This is a genomic window from Robertmurraya sp. GLU-23, assembly GCF_052983275.1.
The window spans coordinates 1-26,477 of the sequence record NZ_JBRKCV010000004.1; the positions used below are offsets into that span (position 1 = coordinate 1).

The 26,477-nt window shown below is 40.1% G+C and carries 22 protein-coding genes and 1 other annotated feature; of the genes, 18 read left to right on the forward strand and 4 right to left on the reverse strand.

The genetic code is table 11. From position 1 onward, the window contains the following. The first annotated feature begins 447 nt into the window (after positions 1 to 447). Both ACVBAX_RS09065 and ACVBAX_RS09070 read left to right on the forward strand, forming a co-directional pair. The gene (locus ACVBAX_RS09065; protein WP_447116740.1) at positions 448 to 1,512 is read left to right on the forward strand and encodes a PrsW family glutamic-type intramembrane protease; all 1,065 of its coding nucleotides are present in this window, start codon (positions 448 to 450) and stop codon (positions 1,510 to 1,512) included. A 152-nt stretch (positions 1,513 to 1,664) separates the two neighbouring features. Further along, complete coding sequence (locus ACVBAX_RS09070) at positions 1,665 to 2,483, forward strand: hypothetical protein (protein ID WP_447116741.1); 819 nt, start codon at positions 1,665 to 1,667, stop codon at positions 2,481 to 2,483. A gap of 78 nt (positions 2,484 to 2,561) precedes the next feature. Here ACVBAX_RS09070 and ACVBAX_RS09075 read toward each other — a convergent pair whose 3' ends face one another. After that, positions 2,562 to 3,464 (reverse strand): LysR family transcriptional regulator, encoded by a 903-nt coding sequence (locus ACVBAX_RS09075; RefSeq protein WP_430774121.1) that lies wholly within the window; start codon positions 3,462 to 3,464, stop codon positions 2,562 to 2,564. Positions 3,465 to 3,595: 131 nt separating this feature from the next. Here ACVBAX_RS09075 and gltB point away from each other — a divergent pair, with 131 nt between their 5' ends. From gltB to ACVBAX_RS09110, 7 genes are all read left to right on the forward strand, one after another. Then, positions 3,596 to 8,137, forward strand: a complete 4,542-nt coding sequence (gene gltB, locus ACVBAX_RS09080) for a glutamate synthase large subunit (protein ID WP_447116742.1) — start codon at positions 3,596 to 3,598, stop codon at positions 8,135 to 8,137. Positions 8,138 to 8,154: 17 nt separating this feature from the next. Next, complete coding sequence (gene gltD / locus ACVBAX_RS09085) at positions 8,155 to 9,621, forward strand: glutamate synthase small subunit (RefSeq protein ID WP_447116743.1); 1,467 nt, start codon at positions 8,155 to 8,157, stop codon at positions 9,619 to 9,621. A 165-nt stretch (positions 9,622 to 9,786) separates the two neighbouring features. After that, on the forward strand, positions 9,787 to 10,059 hold the full coding sequence (locus ACVBAX_RS09090; RefSeq protein ID WP_430774124.1) for an HU family DNA-binding protein: 273 nt from the start codon (positions 9,787 to 9,789) through the stop codon (positions 10,057 to 10,059). A 248-nt stretch (positions 10,060 to 10,307) separates the two neighbouring features. Next, the gene (locus ACVBAX_RS09095) at positions 10,308 to 12,686 is read left to right on the forward strand and encodes a beta-glucosidase (protein ID WP_447116744.1); all 2,379 of its coding nucleotides are present in this window, start codon (positions 10,308 to 10,310) and stop codon (positions 12,684 to 12,686) included. A 169-nt stretch (positions 12,687 to 12,855) separates the two neighbouring features. After that, on the forward strand, positions 12,856 to 13,212 hold the full coding sequence (locus ACVBAX_RS09100; protein ID WP_447116745.1) for a hypothetical protein: 357 nt from the start codon (positions 12,856 to 12,858) through the stop codon (positions 13,210 to 13,212). A 234-nt stretch (positions 13,213 to 13,446) separates the two neighbouring features. Next, positions 13,447 to 13,746 (forward strand): hypothetical protein, encoded by a 300-nt coding sequence (locus tag ACVBAX_RS09105; RefSeq protein WP_430774128.1) that lies wholly within the window; start codon positions 13,447 to 13,449, stop codon positions 13,744 to 13,746. Positions 13,747 to 13,847: 101 nt separating this feature from the next. Next, positions 13,848 to 15,098 (forward strand): MFS transporter, encoded by a 1,251-nt coding sequence (locus ACVBAX_RS09110; RefSeq protein ID WP_447116746.1) that lies wholly within the window; start codon positions 13,848 to 13,850, stop codon positions 15,096 to 15,098. A gap of 395 nt (positions 15,099 to 15,493) precedes the next feature. Here the strand turns inward: ACVBAX_RS09110 and ACVBAX_RS09115 are convergent, their stop codons facing one another. Beyond that, positions 15,494 to 15,865 carry a VOC family protein gene (locus ACVBAX_RS09115; RefSeq protein ID WP_447116747.1) on the reverse strand — a complete coding sequence of 124 codons (372 nt, stop codon included), beginning with the start codon at positions 15,863 to 15,865 and terminating at the stop codon, positions 15,494 to 15,496. A gap of 266 nt (positions 15,866 to 16,131) precedes the next feature. Here ACVBAX_RS09115 and ACVBAX_RS09120 point away from each other — a divergent pair, with 266 nt between their 5' ends. After that, the gene (locus ACVBAX_RS09120; RefSeq protein ID WP_447116748.1) at positions 16,132 to 16,527 is read left to right on the forward strand and encodes a VOC family protein; all 396 of its coding nucleotides are present in this window, start codon (positions 16,132 to 16,134) and stop codon (positions 16,525 to 16,527) included. A 143-nt stretch (positions 16,528 to 16,670) separates the two neighbouring features. Here the strand turns inward: ACVBAX_RS09120 and ACVBAX_RS09125 are convergent, their stop codons facing one another. Then, positions 16,671 to 17,063 carry a DUF2243 domain-containing protein gene (locus ACVBAX_RS09125; RefSeq protein WP_447116749.1) on the reverse strand — a complete coding sequence of 131 codons (393 nt, stop codon included), beginning with the start codon at positions 17,061 to 17,063 and terminating at the stop codon, positions 16,671 to 16,673. A 297-nt stretch (positions 17,064 to 17,360) separates the two neighbouring features. Here ACVBAX_RS09125 and ACVBAX_RS09130 point away from each other — a divergent pair, with 297 nt between their 5' ends. Genes ACVBAX_RS09130 through ACVBAX_RS09140 form a run of 3 tightly spaced genes read left to right on the forward strand, consistent with a single transcriptional unit; the run spans position 17,361 to position 19,839 of the window. Next, on the forward strand, positions 17,361 to 18,167 hold the full coding sequence (locus ACVBAX_RS09130) for a carbon-nitrogen hydrolase family protein (protein WP_447116750.1): 807 nt from the start codon (positions 17,361 to 17,363) through the stop codon (positions 18,165 to 18,167). Next, positions 18,164 to 19,663, forward strand: a complete 1,500-nt coding sequence (locus ACVBAX_RS09135) for a sodium:solute symporter family transporter (RefSeq protein WP_447116751.1) — start codon at positions 18,164 to 18,166, stop codon at positions 19,661 to 19,663. The genes ACVBAX_RS09130 and ACVBAX_RS09135 overlap by 4 nt, the downstream gene beginning before the upstream one ends. A 14-nt stretch (positions 19,664 to 19,677) precedes the next feature. Then, on the forward strand, positions 19,678 to 19,839 hold the full coding sequence (locus ACVBAX_RS09140; protein ID WP_430774136.1) for a hypothetical protein: 162 nt from the start codon (positions 19,678 to 19,680) through the stop codon (positions 19,837 to 19,839). A 41-nt stretch (positions 19,840 to 19,880) separates the two neighbouring features. Here ACVBAX_RS09140 and ACVBAX_RS09145 read toward each other — a convergent pair whose 3' ends face one another. Next, positions 19,881 to 20,390: a metallophosphoesterase family protein gene (locus tag ACVBAX_RS09145; RefSeq protein WP_447116752.1), complete on the reverse strand. Its 510-nt coding sequence runs from the start codon at positions 20,388 to 20,390 to the stop codon at positions 19,881 to 19,883. A gap of 151 nt (positions 20,391 to 20,541) precedes the next feature. On the opposite strand from ACVBAX_RS09145, the gene ACVBAX_RS09150 reads away from it, so the two are divergent. From ACVBAX_RS09150 to ACVBAX_RS09170, 5 genes are all read left to right on the forward strand, one after another. Further along, a complete protein-coding gene (locus ACVBAX_RS09150) occupies positions 20,542 to 20,691 on the forward strand; it encodes a hypothetical protein (protein ID WP_430774138.1) in 150 nt (49 codons plus the stop codon). Between the two features lie 273 nt (positions 20,692 to 20,964). After that, entirely contained in the window at positions 20,965 to 22,389 is a 1,425-nt protein-coding gene (locus ACVBAX_RS09155; protein ID WP_447116753.1) for an amino acid permease, read from the forward strand. 82 nt (positions 22,390 to 22,471) lie between these two features. After that, positions 22,472 to 23,569 (forward strand): D-TA family PLP-dependent enzyme, encoded by a 1,098-nt coding sequence (locus ACVBAX_RS09160; protein WP_447116754.1) that lies wholly within the window; start codon positions 22,472 to 22,474, stop codon positions 23,567 to 23,569. Positions 23,570 to 23,627: 58 nt separating this feature from the next. Further along, positions 23,628 to 23,960: a nuclear transport factor 2 family protein gene (locus ACVBAX_RS09165; protein ID WP_447116755.1), complete on the forward strand. Its 333-nt coding sequence runs from the start codon at positions 23,628 to 23,630 to the stop codon at positions 23,958 to 23,960. Positions 23,961 to 24,062: 102 nt separating this feature from the next. After that, positions 24,063 to 24,286 (forward strand) — a binding site (T-box leader). A gap of 46 nt (positions 24,287 to 24,332) precedes the next feature. After that, positions 24,333 to 26,024 carry a 2-isopropylmalate synthase gene (locus tag ACVBAX_RS09170; RefSeq protein ID WP_447116756.1) on the forward strand — a complete coding sequence of 564 codons (1,692 nt, stop codon included), beginning with the start codon at positions 24,333 to 24,335 and terminating at the stop codon, positions 26,022 to 26,024. The last annotated feature ends 453 nt before the right edge of the window (positions 26,025 to 26,477 follow it).

The following is a 26,477-nucleotide window of genomic DNA, read 5'->3' on the forward strand; positions in this document are numbered from 1 at the left end:
TGGAGTCCTCCTTGGTTAACTAAGTTAGGGGTCATTTCGGCACACGATTTGACACCCCGTATCATACCAAGAGGGCTCTTTTTTGTTCAAGTCCCCGAAAATCCTTCTAACAGGAATGCTCCTTTATAGTTTATTATTGGGAAAGTCTTAAGCCATATTATGTTGTGCATTTAGGGATATACTACTTCTGAGAATCATTGGAATCGAGGCTCTAACTAAAATCTGCATATTCTTTATGGTGATGATGAAATTCTTCAAAAAATTTATGTATTCTAATCATTTTTTCGCTTTTGTCCATACATATCACCTGTCATTAATTTGGTAACTTTATTGTGTAAAAAATAAATAATTCTCCTATTCTGGGACATACTCTTTTTGTTATCGTTTTTCCCGTTCAAGCTATTTTTCCATTAATCATTCTACATCAATTGATAGAGGTGGGACTTTTTGAAATGTTCACAATGTGATTACGCCAATCCAACTGGTTCAAAGTTCTGCTTAAGCTGTGGCGAAAAGTTCCTTAAAATGAATACACCACAGGATGAAAGCAGCTTTTTTTATGAGTTTGCTAATTATGTAAATGTGGTACCAAAGGTGGAACGGTCGGTTGAACCAAAAATTGTCAATATCTTTTCCCGTGTTTTTGCTGATCATAGTGAACTAGAAGCGGAACGATTGTTTATTGTGGGAACAGCACTTACGACACCGAAAATATCGGAAGTAAAAGATACATGGCCCAAACCTTGGCTATTTGCGAGGTTATTCATTATTGCACTACTAGTTTTTGCGGGATTTTACGTAGGTGCGAGTTACTTTGGAAATGCAAACTTTCTTCCGGGACTGATCATTGTTGGGGCATTTGGGGTTCCTTTGACCACGTTAATTTTCTTCTGGGAGATGAATGTACCGCAGAACATTGCAATTTACCGTGTGATTTATGTGGTGTTAGTTGGCGGTATACTCTCCATGTTAATTGCACTCGTGTTTTTCGACATTCTGAAGAAAACGATCAATCCGATTACCATTGGAATCATTGAAGAACTTGCCAAAACCATCATCGTTATTACGTTTGTTCACTACAGAAGGTACAAATATATTTTAAACGGTTTGCTAATCGGTGCTGCAGTCGGGGCAGGTTTTGCCGCTTTTGAAACGGCAGGGTACGCACTTAGAGCACTGCTTTCGGGAGATGCAGTCAGTCTGTATGGAACGATCCTATTGAGAGGCTTCTATGCTCCTGGTGGGCATGTTGCGTGGGCGGCTTTGACAGGTGCTGCGTTCTGTAGAGTACAAAAGGACCAACCTTTTCAATTTAACATGCTATTTCATTATCAATTTTTACAAGTGTTTATTTTAGTAGTGGGCATACACGCTCTATGGGACACATCGATTCCCGGAATGTTTCCCTTTGGACATGTCATCTTAATGGCTACGTCATGGCTTGCTGTTATTTTGTTTATTCGTGCAGGTTTGAAAGAGATAGGCGAGAGAAAATTAATGTCTTCTAAGTAATTCTTAATAAAAAATGCTGATTTCATCTTAGAAATCAGTATTTTTATTAAGAAATTCTGTTTCTGTAAACGATTTTTAAGCTTATTTTAAGCTTTAAATCTGAAAATGGACAAGGATGGTCTTAAAACAGATATAGAGCAGGAGGAAATTCATTGTCCATTTCAATTTCAACAAACGGTTATTCAAACTATGTGTTACAGAACCAAACTACTAACAAATTACAAAGCGTACAGCAAAGCACAAACATTTTAGGGACTAATTCGGATTCTTTAACGTTAAGTGAAGAAGCCTTAGCATATTTGTCTCCCAACCAAAGCTCAACGATTCTACCTTCAGGAAACTACACCAATACCATACGTACCGAACCACTGACAACCGAAGAAATGAGTTCATATTTATCTAGAATGATAGAAAGACTTAGCACAAGAAATTTAGAATCTGAAGAGAGTGAATCAGCAAGTAAAGGCGCCTCTACTATTTCTACATTGAAGGAAACGCTAGCAGGGGTTGATTTAACGTCTGCAACAGATGAAGAAATCGAAAGCCTTTTCACCAATGTCACAAAAATATTTAAAGAGTCTCGACCTCAGAGAGTACCTCATGGCCTACCACCAATCGAAAGTATGGAGGGAGTGACTTCAACATTGGCTAATGAAGCAAATAGCCATTTACTGTCAACTATTCTCAATTATTTAACTTCCTCAGAGGACAATGCCGAATCTAATTTACTCAAACTACAAGAGGCACTAACAGGAGTTGACGTTTCAACAGATGAGGATGTTGAGTCTGTTTTTAATATTGTAATGGAAGTGTTGGATGAAAATTTGCTAGTAGATAATCAGGCAGCAACATCTACTATGTTTGAAAGTGCAGCGGACTTAACTACTGAAGAGAAGAAGTCTTTCTTAATGGAGATTATCAATAGTTTCCAATTGAGTGAAGAAGAAACAAACACAGTGTTAACTGTTTAAAGTTTATGATAGATGTCCCTCTAGAACAAAAAAAGTACTGGCCAAATATCATTTCGGCCAGCTTTTTTTAATAAACTTCTATTTATATTGTTCCAACCTATTAAAAAATTCAATAAGAAACTGATAAAAATTCCTCTCAGCCGGAGCAAGGTCCCGGTGCTTCGGTATAATCACCCCAACCGTCCGCATTGCTTTTGGTGTTTCAATCGGTACTTTAACGGTAAACCGGGGAGTAGAGTCATAAAACGTGCTCTCAGGTAAGAGACTGACCCCAATTCCAGCAGAAACCAATCCTTTTAGTGCGTCCATGTCCTCACCTTCGGACGTAATTTCCGGTTCAAAGCCTGCTTCGCGACATGCTTCCACGGCAAGTTTGCGAAGAACATATCCTTTAGGAAATAAAACGAACTTGTCTGAGCGCAAATCACTTAAAGGAATCCTTTTTTTCTCAGCCAACGGATGTAGTGAAGGAATCAAGGCCACGATGTTTTCCATAAATAAAATCTTCGTGTCTAAGTCTGGATCATTTGTTGGAACTGGGCCAAGAAACGCTAAATCAATTTCCCCGTTTTTTACGGCATCAATTAAGTTTGCATAAGATCCTTGACGCAGATGGAAGGATACATTTGGGAAATCATTCTTATAGGCAGAAATCACCGTTGGAAGCCAATATCGGGCGAGGCTGGTTGGATAGCCGATTTTAATCGTGCCTGCTTGTGGATCAAGATATTCATCTATTTTTTCTTTTGCTTCATCCAGCTTTTTTAAGGAACTTTTGACGTATTTCAAAAAGATATATCCAATCTGTGTGACCTTAATGTTTCTACCCACTCGTTCAAGTAGTTTTACACCTAGCTCCTCTTCAAGTTTGGTTATTTGATAGCTCACTGCTGATTGGGCGACATTTAAATTATCGGCTGCTTCGGTCATATGTTCTCGTTCAGCTACTTCTATAAAATATCGCAATTGTCGAAGCTCCATTTTTGATTGTCCTCCCACTCATATTGATTTACGATTAATTTAATATAAATTATATATTGTTTATATGATTTTGAAAACATAAAATGTTGTTATATGAATTTTTCGACAACAATCGGCAGGGAGAGAAGAATATGACATATCATCAACTACCAAAAGCACAAGGTCTCTACCGTCCTGAATTTGAACATGATGCATGTGGAATCGGCTTATACGCTCACATAAAAGGGAACGCCACACATGATATAGTGGCAAAAGGACTATCAATGCTTTGTCAATTAGATCATCGCGGAGGACAGGGAAGTGACCCGTTAACAGGTGATGGCGCGGGACTAATGGTTCAAATACCGGATCTGTTTTTCAGACAAGTATGTTCTGACATGAACTTACCTGAAAAAGGGAAGTACGGTGTAGGAATGCTATTTTTCTCAAAGGATGACAAAGAACGGGAAGAAATAGAAGCTTATATTAATAAATGTATCGAACAAGAAGGTCAAACGGTGCTAGGCTGGAGAAACGTTCCAGTCGATGCAGGAAAAATCGGAGTTACCGCACAGGAGAGCTGTCCAGTTGTTCGCCAGGTGTTTGTAGGGGACAACGAAGGTGATTCACTAGCGTTTGAAAGAAAATTATACGTGATTCGTAAACAAGCAGAAAACTGGGCAAAGAGTTCTGACTATCGTTTTTATTTTGCAAGCTTTTCAAGCAGAACGATTGTTTATAAGGGACTATTAACTCCTGAACAAGTGGATCAATTCTATTTGGATTTACAGGATGAGAGCTTTGTGTCGGCATTCGCTTTAGTGCATTCACGCTTTAGTACAAATACATTCCCAAGCTGGGAAAGAGCACATCCAAACCGTTATTTGATTCACAATGGTGAAATCAATACGCTTCAAGGAAATATTCATTGGATGAAGGCACGTGAAACACAATTCATTTCTGAAGCATTTGGATCTGATTTAGAAAAAGTATTGCCGATCCTTGATACAGATGGAAGTGACTCGTCGATTTTAGACAATGCGCTTGAATTCATGGTTCTTGCCGGCAGAAAGCCAGCGCATGCTGCCATGATGTTGGTGCCTGAGCCTTGGTCTAATAATCCGCACATCACAGACGAAAAGAGAGCTTTTTATGAATATCACAGCTCATTAATGGAGCCATGGGACGGACCATCAGCGATTTCGTTTACAGACGGAAAACAGATCGGAGCGATCTTAGACCGGAATGGACTTCGACCAGCTCGTTATTATGTAACGGAAGATGATTATATTATTTTCTCATCTGAGGTTGGTGTCATCGATGTAGAACCGGAAAAGGTGTTATATAAAGAGCGCCTTCAACCAGGAAAAATGCTTTTAATTGATTTAGAAGAAGGACGTATTATTTCAGATGAGGAAGTTAAATCTGAGATGGCTCAAGCCCAGCCTTATCAGCAATGGTTAAATGAAGAGCTTGTTCGATTGGAAGATAGTGTAGAGTCTGAAGGAGAAGTTCCAGAGGATTTTATCGTTCGTCAAAAAGCTTTTGGATATACCTATGAAGACATTCAAAAATACATTATTCCAGCAGTGAGTGAAGGCAAAGATCCACTTGGAGCGATGGGCAATGATATGCCACTAGCGGTCTTATCTGATAAGCCGCAGAATTTGTTTAACTACTTTAAACAATTATTCGCGCAAGTAACGAATCCTCCGATTGATGCGATCCGTGAAGCCATTGTTACTTCAACGGTTTCTTATTTAGGAGCAGAAGGGAATTTGCTTCATCCATCAGAAGAAAATTGTCGTCGCATTCAGTTAGAAACTCCGATTTTGACAAACAGCCAGCTAGAAACATTAAAAGATGGAAAAGAGTTCAAAAGTGCTGTTATTAACATGGTGTTCGAGAACGATTTAGAAAGCAGTCTGAAAGATATTTGCTGTCAAGCAGAAGAAGCGATTGCAGGTGGAGCGAGCTTACTAATTCTATCTGACCGTCATATAAATGAAACTACGATTGCGATTCCATCTTTGCTTGCAGTGAGTGCCCTTCATCAGCATTTGATTCGTGAAGGATTACGTACGAAGGCAAGTATTATTGTGGAATCTGGGGAAGTAAGAGAAGTCCATCACTTTGCTGTGTTGATCGGATATGGAGTGGACGCGATTAATCCTTATCTTGCGTTCGCGATTTATCAGCAAGCCGTTTCTGAAGGATCATTACCATTCACATACCAAGAAGCGGTGAAAAAGTACATCGTTTCTATGAACGAAGGCGTCGTGAAGGTTATGTCAAAAATGGGGATTTCAACGGTGCAAAGTTACCGCGGGGCTCAAATTTTTGAAGCGGTTGGAATCAGCTCTGATGTGATCGACCGTTACTTCACTGGAACGGTTTCACAGCTTGGAGGAATTGGCTTAGATACGATCGCGGAAGAGGCGAAGCTGCGTCACGCAGAAGCTTACTCTCCATTAACAGATGATACGTTAGAATCCGGAAGTAACTTCCAATGGAGACATGACGGCGAACACCATGCCTTTAATCCAGGAACGATTCACACGTTGCAATGGGCTTGCCGCAACGGCGATTATGAACTATTTAAAAAATATTCGACACTTGCCAATGAAGAAAGACTAGGATTTTTACGTAACCTATTCTCTTTTAATGGTTCTAGACAACCATTACCTATTGAAGAGGTAGAAAGCGTGGACTCAATCGTTCGTCGTTTTAAAACAGGCGCGATGAGCTTTGGATCCATTAGTAAGGAAGCACACGAAACCTTAGCAATTGCCATGAACCGTTTAGGTGGAAAAAGTAATAGCGGTGAAGGCGGAGAAGACGCTAGCCGATTTGTACCTGATGAAAATGGTGACAACCGAGGAAGTAAGATTAAGCAAATCGCTTCTGGTCGTTTTGGCGTAAAAAGTCATTATCTGGTGAATGCTGAAGAGCTGCAAATTAAAATGGCTCAAGGAGCGAAGCCTGGTGAAGGCGGACAATTAATGGGTAAAAAGGTGTATCCATGGGTAGCAGATGTTCGTGGTTCAACACCTGGTGTGAGCTTAATTTCACCTCCACCACATCATGACATCTACTCGATTGAAGATTTGGCTCAGCTGATTCATGATTTGAAAAATGCTAATCGTCAAGCTCGCATTAGTGTGAAGCTAGTATCGAAGGGCGGAGTTGGAACGATTGCTGCTGGTGTGGCAAAAGCGGTAGCGGACGTGATCGTCATTAGCGGATACGACGGCGGAACAGGTGCATCACCAAAAACAAGTATTCAGCACGCTGGATTACCTTGGGAACTTGGTTTAGCAGAGGCACATCAAACGCTTATGTTAAATGGATTGCGTGACCGTGTGGTACTTGAGACAGACGGAAAGTTAATGACAGGTAAAGATGTAGTAATGGCTGCTTTACTTGGTGCCGAGGAATTCGGCTTTGCTACTGCACCATTAGTAGTTCTTGGCTGTGTCATGATGCGTGTGTGTCATTTGGATACATGTCCGGTTGGGATCGCTACTCAAAATCCAGAGCTTCGTAAAAAGTTCACAGGTGAAGCAGATTATATCGTGAACTACATGCGCTTTGTGGCACAGGAAGTTCGTGAGATGATGGCGGAGCTTGGCTTTAGAACAGTGGAAGAAATGGTTGGGCGTACCGATGTGTTAACGGTAAGTGATCGCGCTAAATCACACTGGAAGGCACAGCATTTAGATTTAACAGCACTACTGCACAAGCCTGAAGGAGCAACAACCTTTAAACATCCACAAAATCATCGAATTGACGAAAGTCTTGATATAAAACATATCCTACCGGCTGTTCAAGGAGCATTAGAAAACGGAACACCAGTAGTAGCAAGCTTTCCAATTACAAACGTGAATCGCGTAGCGGGTACGATTGTTGGAAGTGAAATCTCAAAACGTTATGGTGAAGTGGGTCTTCCAGAAGATACGATTACGTTAAAGTTTGACGGTTCGGCTGGTCAAAGCTTTGGTGCGTTTGTACCGAAGGGAATGACACTCGAATTAACGGGTGATGCGAATGATTATGTTGGAAAAGGTCTTTCTGGTGGAAAAATCGTCGTGAAAGCGGATGAACATACAAAATTCGCTTCAGGTGAAAATGTAATCGCAGGAAATGTTGCCTTCATTGGAGCTACTAGCGGTGAAGCCTATATTAACGGACGTGCCGGAGAACGTTTTGCTGTTCGTAATAGTGGCGTACAGGTAGTCGTAGAAGGAATTGGCGACCATGGCTGTGAATATATGACAGGTGGACGTGTCGTTATTTTAGGCGATGTAGGGAAAAACTTCGGAGCTGGTATGTCCGGTGGAATTGCCTATGTATATACAGAGAACGAGGAAGTATTTAAAAATCTAACCAACCAAGAATTGATTGAATTTGAAGCAGTATCTTCTCCTGCTGAACAGGATGAGCTAAAAACATTAATACAAAACCATTACCGCTACACAGAGAGTGTGAAGGCGAGTTGTATTCTAGAAGACTGGGCAAAATGTGTCAGAAAATTTGTCAAAGTCATTCCAAAAGATTACAAACGAATGATCACTTTGATAGACGAGCAAAAACTAGCAGGGTTATCGGAAGAAGAAGCCGTCATGAGCGCCTTTTTAGCGAATTCCGGAGCAACATCAAAACCATCGAAACAGCAGGAAGCTGCCATCCGCTAAGAAAGGGGAGTAAAAAAATGGGAAAAGCAACAGGATTTATGGAATATGCTCGCGAAAAAGCAGCAGAAAGAGATCCATTACAAAGACTAAACGATTGGAAAGAACATAAACTTCCTATTTCAGATGAGAAATTAAGCACACAGGGGGCGCGCTGTATGGACTGCGCCACTCCCTTCTGTCATATCGGTATGGAGATTGGGGGAGCTACTTCCGGGTGTCCAATTCATAATCTGATTCCTGAGTGGAATGATCTTGTGTATAAAGGGCGTTGGAAAGAAGCGCTCGATCGCCTGTTAAAAACAAATAATTTCCCTGAGTTTACGGGAAGAGTTTGTCCGGCACCATGTGAAGGTTCTTGTACAGTGGCCCTTTACGACCCGGCAGTTACGATCAAAAATATTGAACAAGCGATCATTGATAAAGGTTTTGAAAACGGCTGGATTACTCCTCGTATTCCTGCTTCTCGATCTGGAAAGAAAGTGGCAATCATCGGTTCGGGCCCTGCTGGTTTAGCAGCAGCGGACCAGCTGAATCAAGCCGGCCACTCGGTGACTGTATTTGAACGTGCAGACCGTCCAGGAGGCTTGCTCATGTATGGAATTCCAAACATGAAGCTTGAAAAAGAAGTGGTTGAACGCCGCATTCGTTTATTAACACAAGAAGGAATTGACTTTGTAACGAATACTGAAGTGGGGAAGGACATTCAAGCGTCTGAACTTCAAGCACAATTCGATTCGGTTATCCTTTGTACAGGGGCACAAAGACAACGCGATTTAGTCATTGAAGGCCGTGAAGCAAAGGGCATTCACTTTGCAATGGATTATTTAACACTTGCGACGAAAAGTCTATTAGATTCAAATTTTGAAGACGGTAATTTCATCGACGTGGAAGGTAAAGATGTCATCGTGATCGGTGGTGGAGATACTGGTGCTGACTGTGTGGCAACTGCTCTTCGTCAAAAATGCCGCAGTGTTGTTCAATTTGGTAAGCATCCACAATTGCCATCTGAACGTATGTCTGATAACTTATGGCCTGCATATCCAAATGTGTTTACGATGGATTATGCGTATAAAGAAGCAGAAGCAAAATTTGGCGAAGATCCACGTCAATATTCCATTCAAACAACAAAAATCATTTCTGATGAGAATGGAAATTTGAAAGAGCTCCACACGATTCAAATGGAAAAACTAAAAGATGAGAACGGACGTTTCTATTTTAAAGAAATTCCAGGTACGGAAAAGGTGTGGCCAGCTCAGTTTGTGTTTATCGCGATCGGCTTTGAGGGAACAGAAATGCCTCTGTTAAGCCAATTCGGAGTAGAATCGGTTAATCAAAAGATTAAAGCTGCTAAAGGTGATTACAAAACAAACGTTGAAGGCGTATTTGCTGCAGGTGATGCAAGAAGAGGACAAAGTCTGATCGTTTGGGCAATCAACGAAGGTAGAGAAGTGGCTAGTGAAGTCCACAAATACTTGATGGTGTAAAATCGTAAACAGGTAGGCTGCTTTGGCAGCCTATTTTTTCTATCATTCCTGTAATCAGTGAATCTAATAAACTACTAATTCCTTGCATTATGGAATTCGCTTATGTTAAAACTATCAGTAAGCAATTTTAGAATTGCTAGAACATGATTAATAGAGGTACATCATATGAACAAAACAGATTTAATCTACTCGATAGCTAAAAAATGTGACATGCCGAAAAAACACTCAAGAAAAGTAGTAAATATTATAATAGATCGAATTTCCTCCTCATTAGCAACTGGTGAACAGGTACAATTATTAGGCTTTGGAAGCTTTGAAACGCGTGAACGAACGGAGAGAAGAGGAAGAAACCCGAAAACGGGGGAAGAGATAACGATTCCAGCAACCAGATATGCCGTTTTTAGTCCTTGTACTGAGTTTAAAGACGCCTTGAAATAAAAGTAACCACAATCCAACCTCTACCTATGGCTAGAGGTTTTTTGTTAGATGCATCCTTCCATTGCCTGATGATTTAGTAGTGAATAGATAGAACTAGTTACTAATTAATAAAAACAATAATAATAAATAATTCCAGATACAACTAAAAAAATACAGAACAATAATCAGCGGAATATTCTGATTTTATTTAATATTAATGTAAGCGCTTTAATTAAACTTTGAAAAGAAGAAGGGTGTGTGGGGGAAACATGTTAAAAAAGCTCAAGAAAAACAAAAGAAAAAAGTTATTAGCATTGGCCATGGTATCAACGATCGCGTTATCGGGAATCTCAACTATACCGATTAGTGCAGCAGAGAATAATCCGAATATGGTTCAATCTTCCGTCATCGCAGCAACACCCAAACTAGTGGATGAAAAGTCAATTGATGCAGTTATTGCTGCGATGACACTTCAGGAAAAAGCATTTATGGTTGTAGGGGGGAATAAAGGTGGTTTGGTAGCCGAAAACGGAGAAGTCATCGGCGGTCAGTCTACTAAGGTACCGGGGGCAGCCGGTCAGACACAGGAGATTGAACGTTTGGGCATTCCGGCTATTGTCATGGCAGATGGACCAATGGGAGTTCGGATCTCGCCGACAAGGGAAAATGACAGCAATACCTATTATGCTACAAAGTTCCCTTCTCCAACCGTACTTGGTGCCTCCTGGGACAAGGAGTTAGCAAAGAAGGTCGGCGAGGCGACGAGCCAGGAATTGAAGGCTTTCGGAATTGACCTTCTGCTTGCACCAGGAATGAATATTCAAAGTTACCTCCTTAACGGCAGAAACTTTGAATACTTTTCCGAAGACCCTGTCGTTACGGGAGAAATGGCTAGTTCGTTTGTTAACGGGGTCGAAGATAATGGAGTGGGAACAACAATCAAACATTTTGCTGCCTTTAATCAGCGGACAAACAACAATGGAAATATGGTCGTTAGCCAGCGCGCACTTAGAGAAATTTATCTAAAAGGTTTCGAAATTACAGTAAAAGAATCTGATCCATGGTCGATCATGGATTCGTATAACATGATCAATGGAACGTACGCGACTGAAAATAAAGAGCTCTTAACCGATGTGTTAAGGAATGATTTTGGGTTTACAGGGTTTGCTATGACAGACTGGGAGTTTGGACTGAGAGATATTGCTAAGCAAATGGAAGCGGGGACAAATCTATTGATGCCTGGCAGTGCCGCCCAGTCACAAAGAATCATAGATGCTGTGAATAGCGGGATCCTTGATGAGGCTATCCTTGACCGAAATATTAAGGAAATTCTAAAAATAGTGGTCAATACTCGAACATTCAAAGGAGAAACGGTTACAAATAAACCAAATCTCACGGAAAATGCCAAGATTTCAAGAAAAGCAGCGGCAGACGGAATGGTACTTCTGGAAAACAATAAAGCCGCCTTGCCAATTAGCAATAAGCAAAGTGTTTCCTTATTTGGGGTACCTGTGAGTGAAATCAATACGGGTGGCAGAGGAAGCGCCCTCGTCTATGCACCTTACCATGTAGGGGTGGCTGAAGGACTCCGTAATGCCGGCTTTACACTCAATGAAGAATTGATTCAAAAGAATGACCAATATGTTGCGAAGATGAGGGCCTTAGACGAATACAAAGGCACACCTGGAACATTCGGCTCGGTCGGACCGAAGCTACCTGAAATGGATATCAGTGAAGACGTTATTGAAGCAGCCAAGAATACAGATGTAGGAATCGTGGTCATCGGAACTGCTCCTGGCTCCTATGCGAACGATCGGGCAAAAGAAGACTTCTATCTCTCTGATTCTCAGAAGCAAATGGTCGAGCAAGTATCAAAGGCTTACCGAGCGCAGGGCAAAAAAGTGATTGCTGTGTTAACGGTTGAAGGTCCAATTGAAACCGAAAGCTGGAAGGATCAAGTAGATGGAATCCTGCTTTCTTGGCAGCCGGGACAAGAACTTGGAAATGCGGTGGCGGACATCCTGACTGGGGAAGTCAATCCTTCCGGAAAATTGGCCCAGACCTTCCCGAAAGACTATGAAGATCTTCCTTACGAAGACCGTTTCCCTGGATCAGCAGACGGTTTCCCTTATGAAGAGGATATCTATGTTGGGTACAGATATAATACAACCTTTGACGTCGAACCAGCCTATGAATTCGGCTATGGATTGTCGTATACAAAATTCAATTACAGTGGCATAAAAGTTACAGAAGGAAAGAAATTCGATGGAGAAATCAAAGTGACTGCCACAGTGAAAAACACCGGAAAGACATCCGGAAGAGAAGCTGTTCAACTCTATGTGAACGCTCCGGACGGAAAACTTGAAAAACCTGAACTAGAATTAAAAGATTTTGCGAAAACAAAAGAATTAAAACCTGGAGAAAAAGAAGAAATTACCTTTGTACTCAATGCAAAAGACTTAGCTTCCTTTGATGAAGAGTCCTCCTCCTGGATTCTTGAAAAAGGCACATATAAAATTAATATAGGCGCGTCTTCTGAAGATATTAAAGGATCGGCGGTATTCAAGGTGGATGAAACGATGGTCGTTGCGAAAGTAAGTGACGTCCTAGCTCCACAGGTTGAATTCGAGAGATTGTCACAAAGATAGTATAACCAGTGAAATTAATATAGAGGGAAAAACTAAAAGTATATACTAATTTTCGGAGACCTCCCAGGGGGTCTCTATTTTTTGAGGTGGAATGAATAAACCGCCAGGCCAATGGTATAAAACATTTTAGTGAAGTATAATGAAATTAAATGAAAGGAAGGTGAGAAAGATGGAACAAATCCTACAACAAATACTTGATAAACTCCAAGTGGTTGAAAACAGCCAACTAGACATGAGAAAAGACATACATGATATCAAGACTGAGCAAGCAGAGATGAAAGCAGAGCAGACAGAGATGAGAAAAGAACTTGGTGGATTAAAAGCAGAGCAGACAGAGACGAGAAAAGAACTTGGTGGATTAAAAGAAGAGCAAGCGGAGATGAGAAAAGAAGTAGCTTTTTATTATGGGACAATGATGAAAAAGCTTGACGAAGTAAAAACAGAGTTAAGCAGTGAAATCAAACACATATCTTCGGTTCAAAAACAACATCAACATGTACATGAGATTATAAACGAGAAGCAATAACCCTCATTACCTAGACCCACTTTTTCTATAACCTCTAAGTGGCTATATTCCATATTTTATAAAGAACCCTCTGGACTCTACTAGTAATCAAATGGTTCTATTTTATACAATTTTTTATTTTTGTACACCTACAATATTTTTAATATAAGTTTACCAAAACTTACAAAGTATTATAAACTCAAGTAAAGAAACTATCGAATGATTTGTTTTTGCTAACAAGTGAGGAGTGTTTATATGGAAAAAATGAACCTGTACTTTGACACCGCCCTTGAAGCTTGGTCCATGATGCAGAAGACGGAAGGCGATGAAGGAGCAGAATGGGCTGAGAGATTTGAACGATACTTTTATGCATTTTTTGATGAATTAAAGGTATGGTGGAACGGTCTGGATGAGAAGCCTGAAACGGTTGAGGAAGCAGAGGAATTACCAGAAATTAAAAGCTTTGCTGAAAGAATTCCTGGTCCTGTTTATATCACCTTTTTAACGGAATTAGAAGATATTTTGGATGGATTTGAGACGACTAGGTTTGATTGAAGATTAAAATATCTATAATATTCTAATGTAAACAATACCGACTTAAATTTACTGGGGAATTCAGGTAGATAAAAGTGTATAACTAGATAAGGTGTGAAAAGATGAACTCAGTAAAAGCGAACAGAACGGAAAATTGGAAAAAGAACATAATATTATTTTTAAGCAGTCAGACCATCTCTCTTTTTGGATCAGCCTTGGTTCAATATGCGATGATGTGGCATATCACATTACACACAGAGTCTGGAATGATGATGACCCTATTTATCATATGTGGCTTCATTCCAACCTTTATTTTATCGCCATTTGCGGGAGTGTGGGCGGACCGTTATAACCGAAAAATCCTGATCGTTTTATCAGATGGGTTAATTGCATCAGCCACATTAATCTTAGCCATTGTCTTTTTAACAGGTTATGATGCCGTTTGGTTACTCTTCCTAATGGCAGCGATCCGTGCTATTGGAACGGGCATCCAAACTCCCGCAGTGGGAGCGATCTTGCCTCAAATTGTTCCAAAGGAAAACCTGACAAAGGTGAATGGAATAAACGGGAGTCTTCATGCAGTCATTATGTTTGTCGCTCCCATGGTGAGTGCTGCTTTATTAACTATGGCTACACTTGAAGTGATTTTCTTTATTGATGTGATAACGGCAGTGATTGCCATATTCACCTTACTAGTCTTCCTTAAAATCTCAGCTCACGAGAAAGCAATTGATCAACAAGCAACTAGCTATTTCGAGGATTTTAAGTTCGGTGTCACGTATATTAAAAGTAACCCATTTTTGAAACAGTTTTTTCTGTTCTTTGGCGTATTTTTTATCTTGATGGCACCGGCCGCTTTTTTGACTCCGCTTCAGGTCACACGAAGTTTTGGTGACGATGTTTGGCGACTAACGGCCATTGAAATAGCATTTTCGGTTGGGATGATGGTGGGAGGTGGGCTCATTGCCTCTTGGGGCGGTTTTCCAAACAAAATTCATACCATGACATTTGCAAGCCTTTTGATGGGGATCTGTACTCTTGCCCTAGGGATTGTACCGGTTTTCTGGGTGTATTTACTGTTCATGGCTATATTCGGAATTGCTATGCCAATCTTCAATACTCCAACCACGGTTTTATTACAGGAGAAGGTAGATGAAGGGTATTTAGGAAGGATTTTCGGTGTATTTGGGATGATTTCTACTTCGATGATGCCAATCGGGATGCTGATTTTCGGCCCTATGGCAGACGTGATCAAGGTGGAATGGCTATTGGTTGGAACGGGAATATTGATTTTTATCCTTTCCCTTTTCTTAGGAGTGAATAAAGTTTTACTCGAAACGGGGAAGCCAGTAGTAGAGGAACCGGCAAAATAGGAAAATCCTATTAGAAAAAGGCTTAGAGTGTTTTAGCTAAGTGGTTCAGTTTTTGTGGAGAAACATTAGAAATAACCTATCAAATCATAACCCCCATCCCATAGTGAATGGGGGCTTAATAATTCAACGATTATTGAATTATTCTACATGAATTAACATAAAAGTTATCCGGATGACAATATCTATTGTCAACTTGTTTATTAAAGTGCGAATTGTTCTGTTAAAATACTCCTGTTTTGAATAAACCTCGTATTCGGACAACAATAGGTGCTAATTAATATGTTCATTCAATTGCTAGATTTACTGTTATTTACTATGTGATTTATAATGGTTGTTTAGTATTTCTACTCGTTATCGGAACTACTAATGTTTAAGCTCTGAGCCTTTTTTTATTTTTATCGATGTTGATCTAAAAGAATAGGATTCCCATCTGGGTCTTCAATAGTAAAGTGTGCCGGCCCTTCACTTGATTCATTCACTCCAGAGATAATCTGGATTCCTTTTTCTTCAAGCTTTTTTTGAAGTTCCCTTACGTCCGTAAAGGATTCTAGATTTTGTGCATTTTCATCCCAGCCAGGATTAAAAGTAAGGATGTTTTTTTCAAACATTCCTTGGAAAAGCCCAATTATACAGCTATCATTCTTCATAATAAGCCAATTTTGAGAAATATCTCCTCCTAATGCTTCAAATCCAAGTTTGGTATAGAACTCCTTTGATTTATGTATATCTTTTACATTTAAACTAATAGAAAAAGCGCCAAGTTTCACTCTTCCGACCTCCATTTAAAATCATAATTGTTAGATTTATACATTTCCTATATTCAGTATAATGGAGAGGTTGCGAATATACCATTTTTCACTAAGTTATCTAAGATGGTTTTAAGTTTTGGGGAGGTTAAAAAACTAATTAGAGAAGAATGGGGTGGATATAAGAATAAATGAGTCCAATTGTAACCATAATGAAGGAGTACCCAATTTTTAGTAGAATACATATTAGATTCGATAAAAAATTCTTTTCAAAATAGGAGGAAATTATGGGAAGACCAATTCATTTCGAAATTCACGTAGATAACATGGATCGCGCGACCAAGTTTTATGGAGAAGTATTTCGGTGGACTTTTCAAGACTGGAGTGAGTATGCAGGAATGCCTTATTTTGGGGCTGTGACCGGCACGGAAGATGAACCTGGAATTAACGGTGCATTAATGCAACGTCAAGGACCTCCTCCAGAACCCAACCAAGCGTTAAATGGTTCTGCTCTTACATTGGGAGTGGAAGATTACGATAGCATTGAAGCAAAAATTCTTCACAATGGTGGCAAGGTGGCCTTGCCAAAACACGCACTTCCTGGTATGGCATGGCAGGGTTATTATTTGGATACGGAAGGGAATATTTTCGGAATTCATCAACCAGACGTGAATGCTAAGTAATCAAAATTAATAGGGAACCCGACATGAGGAGAAATGTTCAGAATACCATTTGGAACCATGTTCATTTTTTATGATCAAGAAGATAAAAAAGGAATCAATTATCAATAAAGGACAGGAGAAATTTTCCTGTCCTTTACAACCTTTTATACACTTATTCCTTTATCTTCTAAAATACTTGCAGATTTTTCTTTTCGAATCCCGACTATAAGTAGAACTGTTCCCCCTATAACAAACAAAGGCTCCAGCCAATTCGCCTCCGGACCACTAGTAATTCGGTGAAGCTGAAAGACCCAATGAAACACGACAATATCAAAACTCAAGAAAAGACCTGTTGCTACGATAAACCCATGGAAAAAGGATTTTGAAAACAATCGGTAAAACAAGGTCATTAGTAAAAGAAGAATGAGAATCCCGAATCCAACCGCACCAATCCGCTCAGGTCCGGTATCGGCTTTCAATCCAAATGCTAACGCATCTATAATATGAAATAGAAAATCCACTGTAAAAAAACCGACAACTGCTCCTAAAATTCTCATAAGAAAACTCCATTTCTATCCAAAAGTCAAATTTATTATACCTCTTTATCTATTAAGCTGTTAAGGGGGGGAAGAAATTAAGTATCAAATGTTCCTTGTCAGAAAATATTACTAGCTTATAGATGAAACGAAAAACATATTTTTATAATAAGGCATAAGCCTAGGAATTTAACATTATGTTAAAAATAACCCCATAAAAAATTAACAATGTGACTAAGGCTAATCACAGCATCAGAAGATATAATTACATCAAGAAAAGTCAGATTAATCAAACAATTAGATAAAGGTGGGAAGTCTATGAAAGTAGCTTTAGCACAATTGAAGCCTGTTCTACATGACAAATCAAAAAATCTCAAAATGATGCTCCACCATATTCAGAAGGCATCCCAGCAGAATTGCCAGCTTATATTGTTTCCAGAGTTAGTGTTAACGGGTTATTTTACCCGGGAGAAAACGAAGGAACTCGCTGAGGACCTCAATGGGGAAAGCATCAACCAACTAAAAGAATGGGCACGTGAATACAACCTAATGATCATTGCTGGTTTTCCCGAAAAAGTACAGGAAGAGGTGTTTAATTCAGCGGTCATCATTGATCACAATGGTGAGGTAGCAGGTACATATCAAAAGGTCCATCTATGGGACGAGGAAGAGAAGTATTTTTCTGCTGGACAGGAGTTTCCAGTCTGGAAAACCGATTTCGGTACGATTGGGGTTATGATTTGTTATGATACCGAATTTCCGGAAACGGCTCGAATACTAGTGGAAAAAGGGGCAGAAATCATCTTGGCACCAACCGCGAATATGACACCACTAGAGCATTTGCAAAAGACATATATACAAAGTCGTGCAGCGGAAAATCAAGTGTTTGTCGCCACAACCAACCGCATTGGAGTGGAGGAGACGACCCACTTTTTTGGACAAAGTGCTGCGGCCAATCCATTTGGGAAGTTGTTGGTTCTAGGAGATGGCGAGGAAAATCAATACTATGTCGAAGTAGATGTTTCTCAAATTCAAGCAGCTAGGAATGAGTTCTGTTATTTAGCGGACCGAAGACCTCATGTGTACCAGTCGGCCATGTTACGAAAGGGGGAAACAATATTATGAACAGTCCAATCGTGGGATACTCTGTAATTATTCTCTTTGCCGTTATGATGACGGCCATTACCCTTTTCATCAATAAAAAGGATGGCAATCAAAATGTCGATGATTTGTTAACGGCGGGCCGAAGAGTTCCGTTTGGCCTCGTTGCTGCCAGCGTTTGTGTGGCCTGGATCTGGACGGGCACGATTATGGCTTCTGCGGAAGCGGGAGTGTGGTTTGGAATTAACGGCGGTTTTAACTATGCTTGGGGTGCTGTTGTTCCTTTTATGATTTTTATCCCGATTGCGTTACGCTTACGAAAAATCATGCCAAAAACCACCACGTTTATTGAATTCATTCGTGAGCGCTTTGGTACGAAATTAGCCAATGTGTATTTATTATTTGGAATTGCCTTGGTGTTATATGTTTGTGTCATGCAGGCGGTAGGAATTGCGTATGCCTTCGAATATACCTTTCATCTAAATTTTAAGGTCGTTGCTTTTTTATCAGCGGTCCTCTTCTCAAGTTTTATTGCCATGTCTGGGCTAAAAGGCTCCATCTATAATTCTGTCTTCCAATTTTTCATTATTATGATTGTCATTTTTGTCACAATTCCTCTGATTATCAAAAGCGTGGGGTTAGAAAATATGTACGAAGGAATGCTACGGGCAGCGACGGATACGAGTCATCCACAACATAATCCAGACGCTCTGAACTTTTTTGGCTCCGCGGGTTGGATGTATGGATTATCTGCCGTTGTGATCGCGATGGGGCAGGTTGTACTTAGTCAGGGCTATTATTCAACAGCAGCAGCTGCTTCTAGTTCAAAGGGGTTATTCTGGGCGTATCTCATCGGAACCATCGTCGCTTGGCTGCCAATTCCTATGATTTTTGGAAATGTAATTGGAGGAAGTGTCTATCATTTAGGGGTCTCTTCAGATGAGCTCGGTGTATCGACGGGAGCGGCTCCGTATATATTCGATTATTTTCTCGGTAGTGGAGGGGCGATCATCTTTGTTGTAATGATCTTTATGGCAGGATTAACGACAGGCGGAAATGGTCTCGCCGGGCTTCAAGCCATGCTAACGATCGATTTTTATAAAAGATACGTAAATAAACAAGCAACCGAAAAACAACAACTCACATTCGGTCGAGGGATTATCTTCGTACTAGGAATTACCATTGGAATTTGTTCTCTATTCTTAGATGGGGTGTCCCTATTAACCATTGATATTTTTAGTGGAATTTTATTTGCTGCTCCAACGGCGTCGTTAATCATTGGCTTATGGTCTGGTCGATTAAACCCAAAAGTATCGATGTTTTCGATTGTCATTGGATTGGCTTCAGGCTTAACGGCTTACTTTATGATCGCAAATGATGATCTCAATTGGTTTGTTGGGAATATGCTATCCCTCTTTTTACCATTTCTCATTATCTTGATAAGCCTTCCATTTACTAATAAAAAGTATGACTTTAAAAAGCTGAAAAACTATCAACCGGAACATAAAATTAACCTGTAAAAGGAGGCGATCAAATGTCATTTGGTGCATTTCAGTTTTTTAATTGGCTCATTTTTATTTGGTGTGGACTGGGTATGTTGTTTATTGGTATTGCGTCGATTCGGGAAGTTTTTTTTCAGTTAAAAAAGACAGGAAAAACGAAGAATCAGAATTCGGGGACGGATATGAAGCTATAGGGAGCAGGGGCTAGCACCTCTGCTTTTTTTCGCTATAGACTTTAAGATTTGTCTTCTTTGTCTTGTTCGAAAAACACATGTTCGGCATGAATTCCATTCGTAATAGTGATGATTCCGTATGAATACTTTGGCTGCCTCCTTTTTTCAGTGCAGGACCCAGGATTAAATAATAGGATGCCGTTTGTTTCTTTCAAAACGGGAATGTGAGAATGACCAAAGATGATGCAATCCACAAGATCATCCGCAAAAGCTTCCATTGCACGCCTCTCCGTTGTCCAGCGTTTTCCATGACCATGAACGACCCCAATCCGAAAACCTTCTATTTCTATTATTTGCTTTTCAGGGAGGAGTGTCTGCAATTCACTAGAGTCTACATTTCCAAACACTCCCTTTACTTCTCCAAATTGTAATATCTCCTGATAAACCTCTAGAGTTTGCCAATCTCCAGCATGGATGATTAGATCACATTTCTGTAACTCTGTAACGACCTGGGGAGGGAATGTTTTTGCTTTTTTAGGGATATGTGTATCAGAAATGACGATAATTTTCATGATGTACCTCATGTATTTGAGTAGAGTTCATTAATATTTCTACATTTATCATAAAGCTTAGTAAGTTCTATTTTCCCCTCTAAGTATAAATTATTACAAGACATTTGATAATAAACGTAAGAGTTTATATTAGAAGAGGAGTGTTTCTAAATTGAACAAAAAAGACCCATTCGAATGCCAAGAAGACATGGATCAAGTCCATCACCAGCTCATTGAACAAATCGCTCGTATCAGCGTGGATGAAGAGGAAGAGCGAATGAGAGATGAATTGGAATTGCATAAAGCAGAGAAGGCTGACTGAAGTGATGTCAGCTTTTTTTCATATCAACTTACTTTCAATCGAAAAAGAATGAAGCGATTTATAATGGGTGATTTACAAGATGTAGAAGACGTGTTAACCGATAATTCAGATGGATGTATCTAGTATCGAAATTAAAGTTGATTAACTATATTAAAACTTGCGGGATTTCTGCCAGTTTTTTTGTTTATATTTAACAAATCACACTAAATCGTATCCTTTCCCAATAAGCGCAAATAATAACGGTACATTATTAAGAAAATGGGTGAAAAGTGAATGAAGAAAGAACGAAGAGGGTTGTCTGCTTGGCAGCTGACGATGATGGCGTTAGGAAGTGTTATCGGAGGTTCCTTTTTCCTCGGATCATCGGTTGCCATCAATGCGGCAGGACCTGCGATTTTAATATCGTTTATACTAGGGGGAGCACTTGTTTATTTTATCCTTTATGCATTGTCTGAAATGACAGTAGGAAGTCCGACGATTGGATCGTTTAGTACGTTTGCTGCACGAGAGCTTGGAAATGGGACGGGTTTTGTCGTTGGCTGGCTCTACTGGACAGGTACGATTCTCTCGATGTCCAGTGAAGCGACAGCAATCTCGATGCTCATCAGCAATTGGTATCCGAACGTTTCGATCGCCTGGTTTGGTGGATCGATCATCGTCGGAATTACGCTGATCAATTTATTAGGAGTAGACAAGATTGGGAAGCTTACCAGTGGATTATCGGCGATTAAGGTATTCGCGATTATCTTTTTTATCCTTACCGCCCTAGGATTGATTTTTGGAGTATTTCCTGGGGCTTCAGCAATTGGATTAGGCGAAGTCACGAGACAACCCCTCATGCCAGGAGGAATCAGCGGAATTGCAGGGAGTATGTTATTGGTCATTTTTACATACGCTGGGTTTGAGATTATTGCTCTCGCTGCAACCGAAGCTGACAACCCTACTGATACCATTCCAAGAGCCATTCGTAATACGGTGTTGTGTTTGGTAGGGTTGTATTTATTATACGTGCTTGTGTTGCTTCCACTTATCCCAACAGCCCTTCTAAGTGAAAACGTCAGTCCAATGGTCGCATCACTCACTCGATGGGGAATTGGTTGGGCAGGGACGGCATTGAATCTTGTCTTAATTTCGGCCATTCTTTCAGCTATGCTGTCAGCCGTATTTGGGTTAGGGAGAATGATTCGGTCTCTCGTAATTGAAGGTCACGCACCACAAGGATTAAAGGATAGTACTGATGTTCCTTATCGGGGGATATTATTTTCAGGGTTAGCCATGCTCGGGGGCTTATTGTTCGGTCTTTTGTTTCCGAGAGCCTATCTAGTGTTAATTACGTCAGGTGGATTTGCCTTAATTTTCACTTATGCCGTAATTATGGCCAGTCATATTCGTTACCGAAAAAGAAACGGCTGTCCTCCAGGTGGCATTTGTCAGATGCCAGGATTTCCGTATACGTCTTGGATTGCTTTGGTCAGTTTGATCATTGTACTACTCAGTATGCCGTTGATTCCCGGACAAACGGCGGGATTAGTGACCGGGATAAGTATGGTGGTGTTTTTTTCTTTAACGTATTTTGTCGTGAGTCGCAGAAGTGGACTACAAGGAAGTGACAAGCAAGTACGAGGTACGCTTCAATCGAATTTTGCGACGGAGTTTTCTGAGGAACTATATGGAGATAATAATAAGGATGAAAAATAAATGATTGAACTCTTCTTGCAACCATTCAAGAGGAGTTTCTTTTTGTATAATAAAGGTAAATATTACATAAAGGAGGGCAAGTATGAACAAGTTAGACACACCTTCATTGCTTCTTGACTATCAAAAGCTTTTAACAAATATAAACGAAATGTCATCCTTTGCAAAGGAGCAAGGAATCGCGTACCGTCCACATATTAAAACACATAAATCAATAAAAATTGCCCAATTACAAATGGAAGCGGGTGCCGTTGGGATTACAACGGCAAAAGTCGGTGAAGCTGAAGTGATGGCTTCTGGTGGGATCAAAGATATATTGATCGCTTATCCCATCTCTAGCCCGGATAAAATCAAGCGATTAGTCAAAATGCTTGAACAAGGAGTTCAACTAAAAGTATCGGTAGATAATCATGAATCATTATTGTATTTACAAAAGGGATTGGAGCATACACCCTTTACACTTGAGGTTTGGATCAAAGTAAACTCAGGATTAAATCGTTGCGGGGTAGATCCAGGGAAGGAAGTTGTCACCTTAGCAAAGGCTATTAGTTCTCAGTCCAAGTTAAAGCTGGGCGGAATTTTTACGCACGCAGGTCATTCCTATGCTGCAAAAACAATGGACGAAATTGAAAAGATTGGACATCACGAAGGCCTGAGCGTTGTGGATAGTGCCAATGCGTGCGAAAAAGAAGGTATCATAATCCCTGTTCGAAGCGTTGGTTCAACACCAACCTATAAGAAGTCTGGAAAAATAGCAGGGGTGACCGAAATCCGTCCTGGAAATGCAGTGTTTTTCGATGCTATACAGGCTGGATTAGGTGTGACGACAATCGACCGTTGTGCGCTCACACTGCTTGCTTCCGTAGTGGGAGTCTACAAGGATCGCGTCATTTTTGATACAGGAAGCAAATCACTTTGCCTAGACAAAGGAGCGCATGGAAACCAGACCGTTACTGGCTTTGGACATGTAATGGGACACCCAGAAATCGTCATTGAACGTCTGTCGGAGGAACATGGAGTTGGGGTTTTGTTACAGGAGACAACATTAAAGCTAAATGATAAAGTGCAAATCATTCCGAACCATGCGTGTACAGTGGTTAATCAATTTGAAGAATATGTGGTACACGAGAATGGTCGTGTGATGGATATTTGGAAGATAGATGCTCGAGGGATGGTTAAATAATTGATATGTAATACTATGTTAAAATAAGTTAATTATTCTTATTCAAGAGGTGAAGCCATTGTCCGTAGAAAACATCGTCCAAAAACAAATACAATTCTACAACGCCGGAGATCTTGAAGGCTTTGCGGGTACATACGCAGATGATATCACTGTATACACTTTCCCAGACAACCTGGTCACAATAAACGGAAAGCAAGCCCTGATCGAACGATACACAGAAACCTTTAAAAAGAACATGCACGCAGAAATTAAAAATCGCTCAATTGTCGGAAACAAAGTGATTGATTGGGAGTTTGCGACCAACGGGTTAACAGGTGAAACGGTGAGCTTAATAGCCATTTACGAGGTGGATAACAACCTTATTTCAAAGGTCTGGTTTATTAGAGAATAAGCCTTATATAAATAAACTTTATTTTTGCACAAATGAAAATTTTTCAAAAATCCTGTTGACTTATCCCATCACTCGTAATAGAATTAAGAAAATTTAAAAAGTTGAAACACAGTGAATGGGAGCATTAAGGATCATTTATTGTTTAGAGAGCTGTCGGTTGGTGAAAGACAGTCAATAAATCCCCCAACTCGCCCAGAAGTGGTAAGGCTGAAGTAGTAGTAGGCCTTAACGGATGACAACCGTAATCAAGTCATAAAGTGGGTTTGTTGCGTTTATAACAAACCAAAAAGAGTGGTACCACGAAGGCAAAGCCTGTCGTCTCTTATGAGATGATGGGCTTTTTATATTTTCTGAAGAAAGGTCGTTGTGACAATGGAAAAATTTGAGAAGTACTCTAGAAGTTATTTTATGCCACCTGTGAAAAGTATGAAGTGGATGGAGAAGGAATACATTACAGAAGCTCCTTTATGGTGTAGTGTCGATTTAAGGGACGGAAACCAAGCGCTGGTTGTTCCGTTGACACTTGAAGAAAAGCTAGAGTACTTCCAATTGCTCGTGAAAATTGGATTTAAAGAAATTGAAGTAGGCTTTCCAGCAGCGTCTGAGACAGAGTATACATTCTTACGTACATTGATTGAACAAAACTTAATCCCAGACGATGTGACGATTCAAGTGCTAACACAATCCAGAGATCATATCATTAAGAAAACGTTCGAATCACTTCAAGGGGTAAAAAAAGCAGTTGTTCACTTATATAATTCAACGTCTGTTGCTCAAAGGGAACAGGTGTTTAGAAAATCAAAAGAAGAAATCATTGATATTGCAGTAACAGGTGCGAAGCTACTTCAGAAGTATGCGGCGGAAACAGAAGGAGAGTTTGTTTTCCAATATTCACCTGAGAGCTTTACTGGAACGGAAATGGAGTTTGCACTAGATATATGTAATCGAGTCCTTGACGTATGGCAGCCAACAGCTGAGAACAAAGTAATTATCAATCTGCCTGCAACAGTCTCTCACTCGATGCCACATGTGTATGCTAGCCAAATCGAGTACATCAGTGATCACTTAAGCTACCGAGACAACGTAATTCTATCGATTCACCCGCATAATGACCGAGGTAGCGGAATTACTGATGCAGAATTGGCGGTATTAGCGGGAGGACAACGAATTGAAGGAACATTATTCGGAAACGGTGAAAGAACAGGGAATGTCGATATCGTGACACTAGCTCTGAACCTTTACTCACACGGTGTGGATCCAAAGCTACACTTTGAAAATGTCATCGAAATCATGGAAACATATGAGCGCTTAACAAAGATGAAGGTTCATGAAAGACATCCGTATGCTGGGAAGCTTGTGTTTACGGCGTTCTCTGGTTCCCATCAAGATGCGATTACAAAGGGCTTTAAGTGGCGGGAAGAAAAGGAAAATGTAGTGTGGAATGTTCCATACTTAGTCATCGATCCAATGGACATTGGAAGAGAATACGAAGGAGATATTATACGGATCAATAGCCAATCAGGTAAAGGTGGTATTGGGTATCTTCTTGAACAACAATACGGCTTTGATCTTCCACCTAAGATGCGTGAACACTTTGGTTATGCCGTCAAAAATGTTTCTGATCATGAAAACAAAGAGCTTATGCCAAGTGAGATTTATGACATCTTTATCAATGGCTATGTGAATATTACTGATCCAATTCAATTCATTCAGTCGAAATCAGCTAAAAATGAAAACTATGATACGATCCTCACCGTAAAATATGAAGGAAATCATCTGGAGATTCCAGGTGCAGGAAATGGGCGTTTGGATGCAGTGAGCAATGCTCTCCAAACGAAGTTCGGGATCGAGTTTGCTGATTTAGAATACAAACAGCACGCGCAGGAAATGGGTTCTAAATCAAATGCCGTCTCGTATATTGGAATAAAAGATCAAAACGGCACCGTCCATTGGGGCTGTGGAATTGATACAGATATTATGACTTCATCCATCCGTGCATTGTTTAGTGCCGTGAATTCTTTGGTGAAAAGCAATCTTAAAATTGAGGCCATTGCCCATAAATAAAGATATAACTAAAAAAGCCTAAATCTTATTTGGATTTAGGCTTTTTACATGTAAGTTATACTTAAGGTTTACTATATTCACTACTAAAATATCCCTACTAAGGAAAAAAAGACCTGTGCGATGTGGTATAATAGAGTAGACAATTGCATATAGCCAGGGTGGGGCGGTTGAGCCTTCCGTAGGGGAGGTGATAAATATCGTTGATTTGAATACCGCAATGTTTATGATATCGCTGGTAACTCTAATCATACTTTTGATTGATAAAATAAAAAAGTAAAACCCACCCTGATCTTGGCGGACAGGTGGGTTCTACTCAGAATACACTAATGTTCATGCCAATCGCATCATTCTGCGATTATGCGTTGTCAAGGTAGGCGTAGTGTTTCGAGCACTGCGCTTATTTTTATTATTTGGAATATCTACCCTTATTATAGACTAATTTTATAAAAAAAT